The organism is Aminobacter carboxidus (genome assembly GCF_014863355.1).
GTDB lineage: Bacteria > Pseudomonadota > Alphaproteobacteria > Rhizobiales > Rhizobiaceae > Aminobacter > Aminobacter carboxidus.
Map to the genome: position 1 here is coordinate 34,543 of NZ_JACZEP010000007.1, position 12,957 is coordinate 47,499.

The 12,957-nt window shown below is 63.2% G+C and carries 11 protein-coding genes; 7 read left to right on the forward strand and 4 right to left on the reverse strand.

The annotated features are described in order from the left end of the window. The first annotated feature begins 139 nt into the window (after positions 1 to 139). The 6 genes from IHE39_RS20545 (at position 140) to IHE39_RS20570 (ending at position 5,708) form a co-directional block, all read left to right on the forward strand. The gene (locus IHE39_RS20545; protein ID WP_192567792.1) at positions 140 to 685 is read left to right on the forward strand and encodes a histidine phosphatase family protein; all 546 of its coding nucleotides are present in this window, start codon (positions 140 to 142) and stop codon (positions 683 to 685) included. Between the two features lie 136 nt (positions 686 to 821). Beyond that, positions 822 to 1,130, forward strand: coding sequence for an acyl carrier protein (locus tag IHE39_RS20550; protein WP_154383938.1), 309 nt, complete (start codon positions 822 to 824; stop codon positions 1,128 to 1,130). A 17-nt stretch (positions 1,131 to 1,147) separates the two neighbouring features. Further along, the gene (locus IHE39_RS20555; RefSeq protein ID WP_184767368.1) at positions 1,148 to 2,335 is read left to right on the forward strand and encodes a beta-ketoacyl-ACP synthase; all 1,188 of its coding nucleotides are present in this window, start codon (positions 1,148 to 1,150) and stop codon (positions 2,333 to 2,335) included. An 18-nt stretch (positions 2,336 to 2,353) separates the two neighbouring features. Beyond that, positions 2,354 to 3,625, forward strand: coding sequence for a beta-ketoacyl-ACP synthase (locus IHE39_RS20560; protein ID WP_192567793.1), 1,272 nt, complete (start codon positions 2,354 to 2,356; stop codon positions 3,623 to 3,625). 42 nt (positions 3,626 to 3,667) lie between these two features. After that, positions 3,668 to 4,696 carry a zinc-binding dehydrogenase gene (locus tag IHE39_RS20565; protein WP_192567794.1) on the forward strand — a complete coding sequence of 343 codons (1,029 nt, stop codon included), beginning with the start codon at positions 3,668 to 3,670 and terminating at the stop codon, positions 4,694 to 4,696. Positions 4,697 to 4,748: 52 nt separating this feature from the next. Then, positions 4,749 to 5,708 carry a lipid A biosynthesis lauroyl acyltransferase gene (locus IHE39_RS20570; protein ID WP_192567970.1) on the forward strand — a complete coding sequence of 320 codons (960 nt, stop codon included), beginning with the start codon at positions 4,749 to 4,751 and terminating at the stop codon, positions 5,706 to 5,708. 4 nt (positions 5,709 to 5,712) lie between these two features. Here IHE39_RS20570 and IHE39_RS20575 read toward each other — a convergent pair whose 3' ends face one another. The 4 genes from IHE39_RS20575 to IHE39_RS20590 form a co-directional block, all read right to left on the reverse strand. After that, positions 5,713 to 6,630: a dimethyl sulfoxide reductase anchor subunit family protein gene (locus IHE39_RS20575; protein ID WP_192567795.1), complete on the reverse strand. Its 918-nt coding sequence runs from the start codon at positions 6,628 to 6,630 to the stop codon at positions 5,713 to 5,715. Between the two features lie 3 nt (positions 6,631 to 6,633). Then, entirely contained in the window at positions 6,634 to 7,401 is a 768-nt protein-coding gene (locus IHE39_RS20580; RefSeq protein WP_192567796.1) for a 4Fe-4S dicluster domain-containing protein, read from the reverse strand. After that, on the reverse strand, positions 7,398 to 10,247 hold the full coding sequence (locus tag IHE39_RS20585; RefSeq protein WP_192567797.1) for a molybdopterin oxidoreductase family protein: 2,850 nt from the start codon (positions 10,245 to 10,247) through the stop codon (positions 7,398 to 7,400). Before IHE39_RS20585 ends, IHE39_RS20580 begins: the two co-directional genes overlap by 4 nt. 345 nt (positions 10,248 to 10,592) lie before the next feature. After that, on the reverse strand, positions 10,593 to 11,018 hold the full coding sequence (locus IHE39_RS20590) for a L,D-transpeptidase (protein ID WP_184767362.1): 426 nt from the start codon (positions 11,016 to 11,018) through the stop codon (positions 10,593 to 10,595). A gap of 297 nt (positions 11,019 to 11,315) precedes the next feature. Here IHE39_RS20590 and IHE39_RS20595 point away from each other — a divergent pair, with 297 nt between their 5' ends. After that, positions 11,316 to 12,917, forward strand: coding sequence for a flavin monoamine oxidase family protein (locus IHE39_RS20595; protein WP_246470521.1), 1,602 nt, complete (start codon positions 11,316 to 11,318; stop codon positions 12,915 to 12,917). Positions 12,918 to 12,957: the final 40 nt, after the last annotated feature.

Below are 12,957 nucleotides of genomic sequence, written 5' to 3' on the forward strand. Positions count from 1 at the left end.
TTTGCCGAGCATTGCCCCGCGGTCACGTTCGATCAAGTCACGACACGAGATTGGAAGTCGGCGAACAGCATTTGGCCTCGCCTTGCCTTTCATTCCACTTTGGCCTCCCTATATCCGCATCGCCTGTTCGGGATCATTCATGCTCAGAATTACCATTGCGATCATGCTGTTGCTCGGCGCCCTGCCCGCTCAAGCCACGGAAGCCGGCTGGGCGCTGCTGCGCAATGGCGGCCACGTCGTGCTGCTTCGCAATGCCATGACCACCGGCACGGTCGAGCCGCCCAGCTTCGACATCGACAAATGCGCGACCCAGCTCAACCTGTCCGATCGCGGCCGCCAGCAGGCGCGCAAGATCGGGGCGCTGTTCGCCGCCCGCGCCGCCCCTGTCGAGCGCGTGCTGGCCAGCCGCTTTTGCCGGACGCTGGAAACTGCGCGTCTTGCATTCGGTGAACGGATTCTCGAGCCGACCGCAGCACTCGACAAGCCGACGGATGCGACCCGCGAGGCCGATGTCGCTGCCGTCATGGAGATCATCCGCAACTATTCCGGCTCCGACAACATCGTGCTTGTCACCCATATCGAGAACATCCAGGCGCTGACCGGCGCCGCCGCACGCGAAGGCGAAGCGCTGATCGTGGGCCTGCAAGGAGAAAAGCTGCATGTGCTTGGCCGCATCGTCTTTTAGAACTCCGGGCGGCCTGCCTTCCCTTGCGTTCCGGGCCGCACGCCTTGACGAAGGCGCAGGATTTGGCCTTTTCCTGTCCGGAAAAACCGATTAGACAGCCCCTCAAAACTATGCGCGTAGAATCTGTCCCGGGTTCATGATCGCCCTCACCAAAGGAAAAACCGTGTCCACGACCTTCGACAAAGTCGCCAAGATCATTGCCGAGACCAGCGAGATCGACATCGACACCATCACGCCGGAAAGCCACACCATCGACGATCTGGGAATCGACAGCCTCGACTTCCTCGACATCGTCTTTGCGATCGACAAGGAATTCGGCATCAAGGTGCCGCTCGAGAAGTGGACGCAGGAAGTCAACGACGGCAAGGCTTCGACCGACGAGTACTTCGTCATGAAGAACCTCTGCGCCAAGATCGACGCGCTCGTCGCTGCGAAGAACGCCTGAGCACGCTGAAGCCACCTATGGCCAATCGCGACGTCGTCATCACAGGCATCGGCCTCGTCTCCTCGCTGGGAGAAGGCGGTGCAGCCCACTGGGACAAGCTGACAACAGCGGGCACCGCCCCGGTGATCGACGCCGAACGCTTCCAGCCCTATGCCATCCATCCGCTTCCCGAGATCGACTGGGGCCTGCAGATCGCCAAGCGCGGCGACCAGCGCCAGATGGAGACCTGGCAGCGGCTTGGCACCTATACGGCCGGCATGGCGCTGGACGACGCAGGCATCAAGGGCAATGACGAGCTCAGCGCGACCATGGACATGGTTGTGGCGGCAGGTGGTGGCGAGCGCGACGAGGCGGTCGACGCCGGCGTTCTGGCGGCATCGGAAAACCGCACCGACCGCGACGTGTTGATCAACGAGAAGCTGACGACGGAGCTGCGGCCGACGTTGTTCCTGGCCCAGCTGTCCAACCTGCTCGCCGGCAACATCTCCATCGTCCACAAGGTCACCGGCTCTTCGCGCACCTTCATGGGCGAAGAAGGTGCCGGCGTTTCGGCCATCGAGACGGCGGCAGCCCGCATCCGCTCTGGCCAGTCGACGCATGTGCTGGTCGGCGGCGCGTTCCAGACCGAACATTCCGACATGCTGCTCGGCTACGAATTGGCTGGCTATCTGCATCGCGGCCCATGGAAGCCCGTCTGGCAGCGCCAGGGCTCGGAAGGCGGCGGCGTCGTCACCGGTTCCGGCGGTGCATTCCTGGTGCTTGAATCGCGTGACCATGCCGAAGCACGTGGCCAGAAGATCTATGCCGAGCTTGGCCCGGTGCTTTCCGGGCGCGCCCGGCGCCGCAATGGCGGCCTTAGTGCCAACATTGCCGAACTGCTGGCCAAGGCCGAGTTGCCGGAGGGCGAACTGCTCGCCATTTCGGGCGCCTCGGGCGCGCACGCCGCAACGGCTGCCGAAAGATCCGCGCTGGACGGCAATCCGGCGATCGCGGCCCGCGCCCTTTCGTCGCTGACCGGGCACATGAAGGAAGCACAATTTCCGTTCGCGGTGGCGCTGGCGGCATTGGCCGTCGATCGTGGCGCCGGCTACCCGGCCTTCGAGGCGGGCGAAAGAGATTTCTCCGGCCAGCCGCGCAATGTTCTCGCAACGGCGATCGGCTACCACCAATTTGAAGGCATGGCGCTCGTCTCCGCGCCGCGCTGAAGGGTGTCAGGACAAAACATGGTCAATCTGAAGGATCATCTCGGCAGACCCGTCGTCGCCGTCACCGGCATCGGTGTCGTCACCTCGCTTGGCGTCGGCAAGGCAGACAACTGGGCAGCGCTGACGTCGGGCAAGTCGGGCATCCATCCAATCACCCGCTTCCCTACCGATCTGCTCAACACCCGCATCTCCGGCATGGTCGACTACCTGCCCTCGAGCACCAAGGGCGCCAGCGCGCTGACCTATGAGCTTGCCGAAACGGCAGCCCTTGAAGCCGTAGAGGAAGCCGGTTTTGCAACAGACGATTTCGATGGACCGCTGTTCCTCGCCTCGCCGCCGGTCGAACTCGACTGGCGCGACCGCTTCACGCTTTATGCCGGTGATGATGAAGGCTCGGCCTCCGAGCGCCTTTTGAAGGTGGCGCGCAGCCAGAACTCGCTCGACATGTTCGACACTTCGCAGTTCGGTTCGATCGCCGACCGCCTCGCCGACCGGTTCGGCACACGCGGCCTGCCGATCACCACCTCGACCGCTTGCGCATCCGGCGCCACCGCCATCCAGCTCGGCGTCGAGGCCATTCGTCGCGGCGAATGCGACCGCGCGCTGTCGGTTGGCGCCGACGGTTCGGCGACAGCCGAGGCGCTGATCAGATTCTCGCTGCTGTCGGCACTGTCGACCAACAACGACGTGCCGGAGAAAGCCTCCAAGCCGTTCTCCAAGGACCGCGACGGCTTCGTGCTCGCCGAAGGCTCGGCGGCCCTGGTGCTCGAATCGCTCGAAAGCGCACTTGCCCGTGGCGCCGAGGTGCTCGGTATCCTCAGGGGCTGCGGCGAAAAAGCCGACGACTTCCACCGCACCCGCTCCAAGCCCGACGGCTCGCCGGCGATCGCCGCGGTCAAGGCAGCCCTTGCCGACGCCGGTCTCGCCGAAGACGAGATCGACTACGTCAACGCCCATGGCACCTCGACGCCCGAAAATGACAAGATGGAACATCTGTCGCTGTCGACGGTGTTCGGTGAGCGCATCCGCAAGATCCCGGTGTCGTCGAACAAGTCGATGATCGGTCACACGCTGTCTGCGGCCGGCGCCATCGAGGCCGCATTCTCGTTGATGACGATGCGTGAAGGCGTCATACCGCCGACCATCAACTACGACAATCCCGATCCTTCGATCGAGCTCGACGTGGTGCCCAACGTGATGCGGAAGGCCGAGGTTCGCACCGTGCTTTCCAACTCCTTCGGCTTCGGCGGCCAGAACACCTGCCTTGTCATGGCGCGGGAACCGGTCTAAGCGACCGCCTACACGTCCCAGAGACAAGGATTTAGCGACATCATGCGCGCATTGCAGCTCGTTGAGGACCGCCGGCTCGAGCAGGTGGACATTGTACCGCCTCCCCCTCCCGGCCTTGGCGAAGTCACGCTGCGCATCAAGGCAGTAGCGCTCAACCACATCGACGTATGGGGTTGGCGCGGCATGGCCTTTGCCAAGCGCAAGCTGCCGCTGGTCATCGGTGCGGAAGCCTCAGGCGAGATCGACGAAGTCGGCCCCGGCGTCACCGGCCTTGCACCTGGCCAGCTCGTTTCGATCTATGGCGCCCGCACCTGCGGCCTGTGCCGCCCATGCCGCGAAGGCCGTGACAATTTGTGCGAACACGTCTCGGGCGTGCACGGTTTCCACCTCGACGGCTTTGCCCAGGAAAAGATCAACCTGCCGGCGCGCCTTCTGGTGCCGGCCCCTCCCGGCGTCGACGCCATTGGTGCTGCGGTCGCCCCCGTCACCTTCGGCACTGTCGAGCACATGCTGTTCGACAACGCCAAGCTCGAGCCGGGCGAGACCATTCTCATTCATGCCGGCGGTTCTGGCATTGGCTCGGCCGCGATCCAGCTCGCCAAGAAGATGGGCTGCACCGTTATCACCACTGTCGGCTCCAACGACAAGATCGAGAAGGCCAAGGCGCTCGGCGCCGACCATGTCATCAACTATCGCGAGGACCGCTTCGAAGGCGTCGTGCGCAAGCTGACCAAGAAGAAGGGCGTCGACGTGGTCTTCGAGCATGTCGGCAAGGACACCTGGGCCGGTTCGATGTTCAGCCTCAAGCGCGGTGGCCGCCTCGTCACCTGCGGCTCGACGTCGGGTGTATCCACCGAAATCAACCTGATGATGTTGTTCCAGCAGCAGCTCAAGCTGCTCGGCTCCTTTGGCTGCCGCATGGAAAACATGGCCGATGCCATGCAGAAGATGGCCGCCGGCCTGGTCAAGCCGATCATCGACACCGAAGTCGACTTCACCTCCATCGACACCGCGCTGAAGCGGATGGAAGGTCGCGACGTGTTCGGCAAGATCATCCTCCGTATCGACTGAGGATTTTCCCGAATTGCCCCGCAGGAAGGCCAGCAAGATCCCTAGCCCCACGATGATGCGCATCATGGGGCGGCTACGCATGCTGAACTACTGGCTGGTGGCCCAGGTCGCCCTGGTGGCGCTCAAGCTGCTGCGCCTCCTGCCGGTCGACAAGGCGCTCAACTTCGCCGATCGCGCCGCTCGCACCGTCGGACCGTGGTTCGGCCGCCACCGCGTCGCGCTCTCCAACCTGCGCGCCGCCTATCCGGACAAAAGCGAAGCCGAAATCGAAGCCATCGCCCTCGACATGTGGGGCAATATGGGCCGGCTTGGCGCGGAATACATCTTTCTCGAGCAGATTTTCGACCACGATCCGGAGGCGACGACGCCTGGTCGCATCGAAGTCACCGGCCGCGACCATTTCCTCAAAATCGCCAGCGAGGACAGGCCGCACATCGTCTTCACTGGCCATCTCGGCAATTTCGAGCTGCTGCCGATCGCCGCCGCCACCTTCGGCATGAAAATCACATCGCTGTTCCGCCCGCCGAACAACCCCTATTTGGCGGAATACATCTTCTCGACACGTGCGTCGAACATGGGCGACCTGCTGGCGTCGCAGCGCGGCGCGTCCTTTGCGCTCGCCGGCATTCTCGACCGCGGCGGCAATGTCGGCGTACTCGTCGACCAGAAATTTAAGCGCGGCCTCAGGACGACCTTCTTCGGTCGCGAATGCGAGACCAACCCAGTGCTCGCCATGCTGGCCCGTCACTATGACTGCGACGTCTACCCGGCCCACTGCATCCGCCTGCCTGGCGGCCGCTACAGGCTGACGATCGAAGAGAAGTTGACGCTGCCGCGCCGCGACGACGGCGCGGTCGATGTCCAGGCGACGACCCAGATGCTCAATGACACCGTCGAGCGCTGGATTCGCGAGGACCCGGGCCAGTGGATGTGGTTTCACAAGCGTTGGGGCTTGACCGAGGGCAAGCGCCGCAAGGTCAACAAGGCAGGCAAGATTTCAGCCGATTCCTGACGGTTTATCCGCCGTAGTAGTTCATGACGGCGTGTCGGGCCTCGGCGAAGAACAGCCAGCGCTCGACGACAAGACCGAGCGCGTAGAACAAGGCGGCCAGTGCCGCAGCCGGTAGGGCGACCGCGCCGCCGGCAAAGATCGCCGCCAGCAACAGCGCGATGGGCGCCAGCCCGCCAACAAGGATGGCCAGTTCCGACAGCTTGAGCGCGTGCTTGCGCGCGACCTTGAACCCCATCTCGCGGGTCAGGTAGTTTTCATTGACATGCGGCCGTTCGAACAACCTGACATGGCCGATATTGCCGAGCCCGGTGGCGCTCTCGGGCGTCGACAACGGCGCCAGCGTCCGCAGCCGCTGCCACCACTGGTACTTGGCGACCCACGCTGCCATGACAAACACGATTGCGATGGCCGCGCAAATTGTGCCGCCGGCACTTGAAGAGTAGCCGGCGACCGATGCAAGCAGGAAACCGCCGGCTGCGGCGAACAACAGGTAGCAAAGCGGCGTAAGCCCGCTGTTCCAGGCCTGGATCGAGCGCAGCGAGGCATAGATCATCGCCGTGCAGTAGACGGTGATGCTACACATGACCGCGCCGATCAGTCCGGCAGCCGGAAGGTATCGGCCCTCGATCACAGCGAACCATGCCGAAACCGTCAGCGGCACGAAGGTCGCGATCGCCATCACGCCCTCGCGCGACAGCCAGCTTGAGCGCCATTGCGACAGCGCCCGCCATGCGCGCTGAGGATTGCCGAGATGCAACGTCGACGACAGCAGGCCGCCAGCGATCATCGCCAGCGCACCCGCATGGGCAAGCTTGGCCGACAGGGTCGAGGCATCGAGCAGGCCAAGGCCGAGCACCGCTGCCAGGCCGTAGCCGAGCCCGGAAAGCGTGGTGAACAAGATGATGGAGAATGCGGGATGCATGTTTCAGATTCGGTCCAGCATGCCGTCGAGCCAGGCAAAGAAGCCCTTTGCGCCCTCAGTGTTTTCAGCGAGCACGGCAGAACCGGCACTTGCGGCCAGCGGCTTGCGCGGACGCGGCGGCAGGTATTTGTTGGTCGGGCGCGTGCCCTGCTCCGGCATCAGGTCATAGCCGCCGCGCTCGGCAACCATGCGCGAGACGTCGGAGCCGGGATCGGCGAGATCGCCGTAATGCCGGGCGTTGGCCGGGCACGTGCGCACGCACGAAGGCACGCGGTCGATTTCCCTCAGTGTCTCATTGTAGACACGGTCGATGCACAGCGTGCATTTCTTCATCACGCCGGCGGCGAGATCCATTTCGCGCGCGCCATAAGCGCAAGACCAGGCGCAGAGGCCACAGCCGATACACTTGCTCTCGTCGACCAGAACGATGCCGTCTTCGGCACGCTTGTAGGAGGCACCCGTCGGGCACACGGTGACGCACGGCGCGTCCTCGCAATGCAGGCATGACTTGGGGAAATGCACGATCCGCGCTTCGCCCGCTTCGCCGATCACCTGCCCGCCCTCCGGCACAACTTCGAATGTGTGAATGCGATTGAGGAAGGCGCCGGAGACATCGGCCCCATACGGGTCCTGGTCGGACAACGCCGCGCCATAGCCGCCGGTATTCCACTCCTTGCAGCTGATGACACAGGCATGGCAGCCGACGCAGACATCGAGGTCGATGACAAGGCCGAGCTTTTTGGGTGTCGGCAGCGACGGCAGACTGGTCATTTCGCCCACTCCTGGCCGTAGCGGAGCTCTTCGACATGCGGCCCCCCTCCACCCGGTTGCGCCAGGGCAGCAAAATGCGGCTCGCTGACCTCGGCCCGTTCGGCTTTCTCGATGCGCACCCTGAGGTCGTACCAGGCTGCCTGGCCGGTAATCGGATCCGAGTTCGACCAGCGCATGCCGTCGCCCTTGGGTGGTAGAAGTTCGTGGATCAAGTGATTCATCAGGAAGCCTTTTTTGGCTTCGGGCGCATCCTTGTCGAGCGCCCAGGCACCCTCGCGCTTGCCGATCGCATTCCAAGTCCAGATCGTGCTCGAGTTGACCGCCTCCATCCGCGCTACTTCGACCTTGATGCGGCCATGGTGCGAGATCACCCAGACCCAGTCGCCGTCGACGAGCCCGATCTCGTCGCAGATCGGGCCGGGCACGTAGAGCGGGTTCCTTGTGTGGATCTGCCTCAGCCAGGCATTCATCGAGCCCCAGGAATGGTACATCGCTGCCGGCCGCTGGGTGATGGCGTGGTAGGGGTACTCTTCGCGGCTGACCGCCGCCTCCTCGAACGGCCGATACCAGACCGGCAACGGATCGAAGGTGGCGAGGATGCGCTCGCGATGCGTCTCGGGCGCCACCGGTTCGCGCAGACCCTCGGCCGAGAGCCGGAATTTCTGCATCGTCTCCTGGTAGAGCTGGAAAATGACCGGCTTCGGTTCGTCGAAGAAGCCCATGCGCACGCCAAAATCCTGGTAGGCCTTGTTGGCGTGCTTGAAGAACTGCGCTTCGAGTGGAATATGCGCCGAAAAGAACGAGCCATTCTCGATGTAGCGGTTGAGCTGTTCCGGATTGATCGCCCCGCGCCCTGCCCGGTCGCCATTGCTGCCGCGGAATCCGGCGAGCGGCCCAATGCCCGGCCGCCTTTCGTGGCGCACGATGTAGTCGGCATAATCCGCATAAAGCGCCTTGCCGCGGCTGTCGACGAAACCGGGCAGCTTGAGCCGGGCGCCAAGGTCGATCAGGACGCTCTGGAAGCCGCGCACGTCGCGATCGGGTTCGACCACCGGCCAGCGGATGGCATCCTGCACCGCGTCGGGCTCGGAGATCGGCCGGTCGAGCAGCGAAATGCAGTCATGGCGCTCGAGATAGGTCGTGTCGGGCAATACCAGGTCGGCATAGGCGACCATCTCCGAGGAATAGGCGTCCGAATAGATGATCTTCGGGATGCGGTATTCGCCAGTCTCAGGATCCTTGTCCTCGAGCATCTTGATGACGCCCGCCGTGTTCATCGACGAGTTCCACGCCATGTTGGCCATATAGAGGAACATCAGGTCGATCGGGTACGGGTCGCCGGCATGCGCGTTGGCGATCACCATGTGCATCAGCCCATGGGCCGAGATCGGCGCATCCCAGGAGAACGCCTTGTCGATGCGCATCGGCTTGCCGTCGGCGTCGATCAGCAGGTCTTCCGGGCCGCGCGGGAAACCGAGATGCGGGCCGGACAGCGGCTTGTTGGAGCCGAAATGCTCGGCCTTGCCGTGCGGCGTCGGATGCGCCTCGATCGGCTTGGGGTACGGCGGCTCGAAACGGAACGCACCGGGGCAATCGACAGCGCCGATCAGCACCTGCAGCATGTGCAGGGCGCGGGCCGTCTGGAAGCCGTTGGAATGCGCCGAAAGCCCGCGCATGGCGTGGAACGACACCGGCCGTCCGACGAATGCCTCGTGGCGTTCGTCATTCATGTCGGTCCAGGACTGGTCGATCGTGATCGCCTCGTCGAAGGCGACACGTGCGATCTCGGCGGCGAGGCCGCGAATGACATCGGCAGAGACGCCGGTCTCCGGGGCCACCGCTTCCGGCGCATATTGCGGATCGAGGTATTTCTCGGCCAAAAGCTGGAACGACGGCACCGCGAACCGCCCGTCCGGCAATTCCACCCGGCCTGACAAAGCTGCCCTTGCGCCTTTCGTGCCCAGCGGCACGACATGCTCCGTCACGGATTCAAAGACCTGCGGTCTGCCGCTGTCGTCGCGCACGAAAAGCCCGTGGTCGGCGCTTCCGGGCGCATCCATCACCAGCCAGGTCGCGTTGGAATAGCGCACGATGTAGTCGACATCGATTTTTCGCGCCTTCAGCAATTCATGCACGACGGCGAGGATCAGCAGGCCATCGGTACCGGGCCGGATGCCGATCCAATTGTCGGCAACCGCCGAATAACCGGTGCGCACCGGATTGACCGAGACGAAGCGCGCGCCGCGCTTCTTGAGCTTCGAAATGCCGATCTTGAGCGGGTTGGAATCGTGATCCTCGGCGACGCCGAACATCACGAACAGCTTGGTCCGGTCCCAGTCGGGCGCGCCGAATTCCCAGAATGCGCCACCGATGGTCATGATGCCGGCGGCAGCCATGTTGACCGAGCAGAAGCCGCCATGGGCGGCGTAGTTGGGCGTGCCGAACTGCTGCGCCCAGAAGCCGGTCAGCGATTGCGACTGGTCACGCCCGGTGAAGAAGGCCAGCTTCTTCGGATCGGCCTGCCTGACCCCGTCAAGCCAGCCGGTCGCCAGCGCCAGGGCCTCGTCCCAGGAAATCTCCTTGAACTGGCCCAAGCCGCGCGGCCCGGTCCTGAGCAGCGGCGCACGCAGCCGCGCCGGAGCGTAATGCTGCATGATGCCGGCCGAGCCCTTGGCGCACAGCACGCCGCGATTGACCGGGTGGTCGCGGTTGCCCTCGATGTAGCGGACCTTGCCATCCTTGAGATGAACGTCGATGCCGCAGCGGCAGGCGCACATGTAGCAGGTGGTCTTGCGGACCTCGTCGGAGACAGGTTCCGAAAGCGCTACATGCGGTTCTGACTTCATCCGGTGGACTCCCTGAGCAAGAGTCCTACCGATGCGGCAGCTGAAAGGAAATGCCCTGAAATGGCTCTCTACGGCAAAATTTGTCTATGGCCTGAAAGGAACTTAGATCAGGCGGCTAAAGTCGCGCCAGAAATGAAAAAGCCGAGGAGCCCCCACTCCCCGGCCTTTTCGCAGGCACGTCGCCCCAAACCGAACTGACGGCACATTAGCACCAACTTGATTGGCAGCAATTCCTGAGCCGTTGATCAACGTCCCATCAAGGGACTTTGGCCGCCGCATGAAGCAATTTTGCAACAGAAATGCCAGTACCCCGGCAAATGATACGTATATTTCTGCCTCCGAGCGCTAGTTGGTGACGACAATGCGCGTGTTGCTCGCTCCCACTTCCCTGACCAGCGAGTAGAATCTGGCGGCGTTCGCCGTCTGCAGCCGGACACAGCCGTGCGATGCTGGGCGGCCCAGTTGCCTCACGGCACCCGTGCCGTGGATGGCGTAGCCGCCATTGTAGAATACCGAGTAGGGCATCGGCGAGTTGTCGTATTTCTGCGAGTACCACATCCGGTGCAGGCGCTTCGGCCGCCAGCTGCCGCGTGGCGTGACATATCCCCTGCGTGCCGTCGAAACCGGCCATTGGTGGATGACCCGACCATCGAAGCTGACGGTCATCGTCTGCGTCGCGATACTGACCCTTGCGACAAGAACATCTGCAAGTGCCTGAGTTGGAACGCCAGCAAAGCCCAATGCGGCGACCATGAAGAGAGCCTTGTACATTCTTCGCACACTCCCCAAACCGGCAGTATTTTCCCTGCCCACAGAAGATGGGAGCATAAAAAGCTGTACGGTTCGTAAATTGAACGCGAAAGATGTGCGCAACCAAAACACCCACCAGAGGTAGTATCGGCAGGCTTTCAGGTGGCCCAAACCAGTGCCGCTCGCCGCACCCTCTGGCCCAGTTGACTCGACCCGACATGGGCATAGGCTGCCCCGTGCAGCTGGGGCCACGTTCCAAGATGCTCCAGCCGGATAACGTGCGGCCAACAGCGGACCGTCGCCCGGAGGATCTCAAAAATGCAACCATCCCAATATTTTAGCGGCATGAGCAGGCGAAACCTGCTGTCGTTGATCGGCCTCACGGCAGGCACGGCGGCGATGTACCAGGCGATGACCAGCCTCGGGCTCGCGGTTGAGTCAGGCTACAAGGGACCGGTCAAGCTGGAAGGCGATCCGAAGGGCGCCAGCGTGCTCATCCTGGGCGCCGGTCTTGCCGGTATGACGGCAGCGCTCGAGCTCCGCCAGGCTGGCTACAAGGTCAAGATCCTCGAATACAACAACAGATCGGGCGGCCGTAACTGGACGCTGCGCGGCGGCGACACCTACACCGAACTCGGCGGCGCGACCCAGAAATGCGAATTCGACGAAGGTCTCTACATCAATCCGGGCCCGTGGCGAATTCCATATCACCACAACGGGCTGCTCGCCTATTGCCGGCGTCTCGGCGTCACGCTGGAGCCGTTCCAGCAGATCAACCACAACGCCTTCCTTCATTCGTCCAAGGCCTTCGGCGGCAAGCCGCAGCGCGTGCGCGACATCAAGATCGATTTCCAGGGCCATGTGTCGGAACTGCTCGCCAAGGTGGCGCACACCGGCAAGCTCGAAGGCGGCGTCACCAAACAGGACCAGGAAATGCTGGTCGAGGCTCTGCGCTCCTGGGGGGCGCTCGACAAGGACTATGCCTATACCAAGAGCGTCGCGAATTCGGAATTCCGCGGCTTTGCCAAGGATCCCGGCGGTGGCCTCGGCGCGGCACCGGTGCCGAGCGATCCGATTGCACTGACCGACATCCTGAGCTCAGGGCTGTGGGGGAGCCTCGCCAATTTCGCGCTCTACGAATTCCAGACGACAATGTTCCAGCCAGTCGGCGGCGTCGACATGATCGGCAAGGCCTTTACCAAGGAAGTCGGCGACCTGATCACCTACAACGCCAAGGTCTCGAAGATCCATCAGGACGACAAGGGCGTGACCGTCACTTACGAGGACGTACAGAAACCGGGCACGATGGCCGAGGAAAAGGCCGACTGGTGTATCTGCACCATTCCGCTGACCATCCTCAGCCAGATCGAGATCAATGTCGGCGCCCCGATGCAGGCGGCAATCGAGGCAGTGCCCTATGCCTCGTCGGTCAAGGTTGGCCTGCAGTTCAAGCGGCGCTTCTGGGAACAGGATGAGCTGATCTTCGGCGGCGTCAGCTATACCGACCTGCCGATCACCCAGATCTCCTATCCGAGCACCAGCTTCAACACCAACGGCAAGGGCGTTCTGCTCGGCGCCTACACTTGGAACGGCCCACACTCCTACGAGTTCACTTCGATGGCGCCGGAGGAACGCGTCAAGCGTGCCGTCGAGTACGGCTCGCAGATCCACCCGCAATACAAGGACGAGTTCGAGAACGGCATCTCGATGGCCTGGCACCGCTCGCCCTTCACACTGGGCTGCGCCGGCGACTGGACCGAGGAAGCGCGCAAGGAGCACTACGACAATCTCTGCCAGATCGACGGCCGCATCGTGCTGGCCGGCGAGCACGCATCCTACATTCCGGCGTGGATGGAAGGCGCGATCCTGTCGTCGCTCGATGCCATCACAAGGCTGCATCAACGCGTCGTCGCGGGATGACGGCAGAACCGTTCATCCCTCAATCCTCGTTTTCGCAAGG

Excerpts from the sequence above, each read along its gene's own strand:
- IHE39_RS20545 (WP_192567792.1), top strand. The coding sequence starts at position 140 with ATGCTCAGAATTACCATTGCGATCATGCTGTTGCTCGGCGCCCTGCCC.
- IHE39_RS20550 (WP_154383938.1), top strand. The coding sequence starts at position 822 with ATGATCGCCCTCACCAAAGGAAAAACCGTGTCCACGACCTTCGACAAA.
- IHE39_RS20555 (WP_184767368.1), top strand. The coding sequence starts at position 1,148 with ATGGCCAATCGCGACGTCGTCATCACAGGCATCGGCCTCGTCTCCTCG.
- IHE39_RS20560 (WP_192567793.1), top strand. The coding sequence starts at position 2,354 with ATGGTCAATCTGAAGGATCATCTCGGCAGACCCGTCGTCGCCGTCACC.
- IHE39_RS20565 (WP_192567794.1), top strand. The coding sequence starts at position 3,668 with ATGCGCGCATTGCAGCTCGTTGAGGACCGCCGGCTCGAGCAGGTGGAC.
- IHE39_RS20570 (WP_192567970.1), top strand. The coding sequence starts at position 4,749 with ATGATGCGCATCATGGGGCGGCTACGCATGCTGAACTACTGGCTGGTG.
- IHE39_RS20575 (WP_192567795.1), bottom strand. The coding sequence starts at position 6,630 with ATGCATCCCGCATTCTCCATCATCTTGTTCACCACGCTTTCCGGGCTC.
- IHE39_RS20580 (WP_192567796.1), bottom strand. The coding sequence starts at position 7,401 with ATGACCAGTCTGCCGTCGCTGCCGACACCCAAAAAGCTCGGCCTTGTC.
- IHE39_RS20585 (WP_192567797.1), bottom strand. The coding sequence starts at position 10,247 with ATGAAGTCAGAACCGCATGTAGCGCTTTCGGAACCTGTCTCCGACGAG.
- IHE39_RS20590 (WP_184767362.1), bottom strand. The coding sequence starts at position 11,018 with ATGTACAAGGCTCTCTTCATGGTCGCCGCATTGGGCTTTGCTGGCGTT.
- IHE39_RS20595 (WP_246470521.1), top strand. The coding sequence starts at position 11,316 with ATGCAACCATCCCAATATTTTAGCGGCATGAGCAGGCGAAACCTGCTG.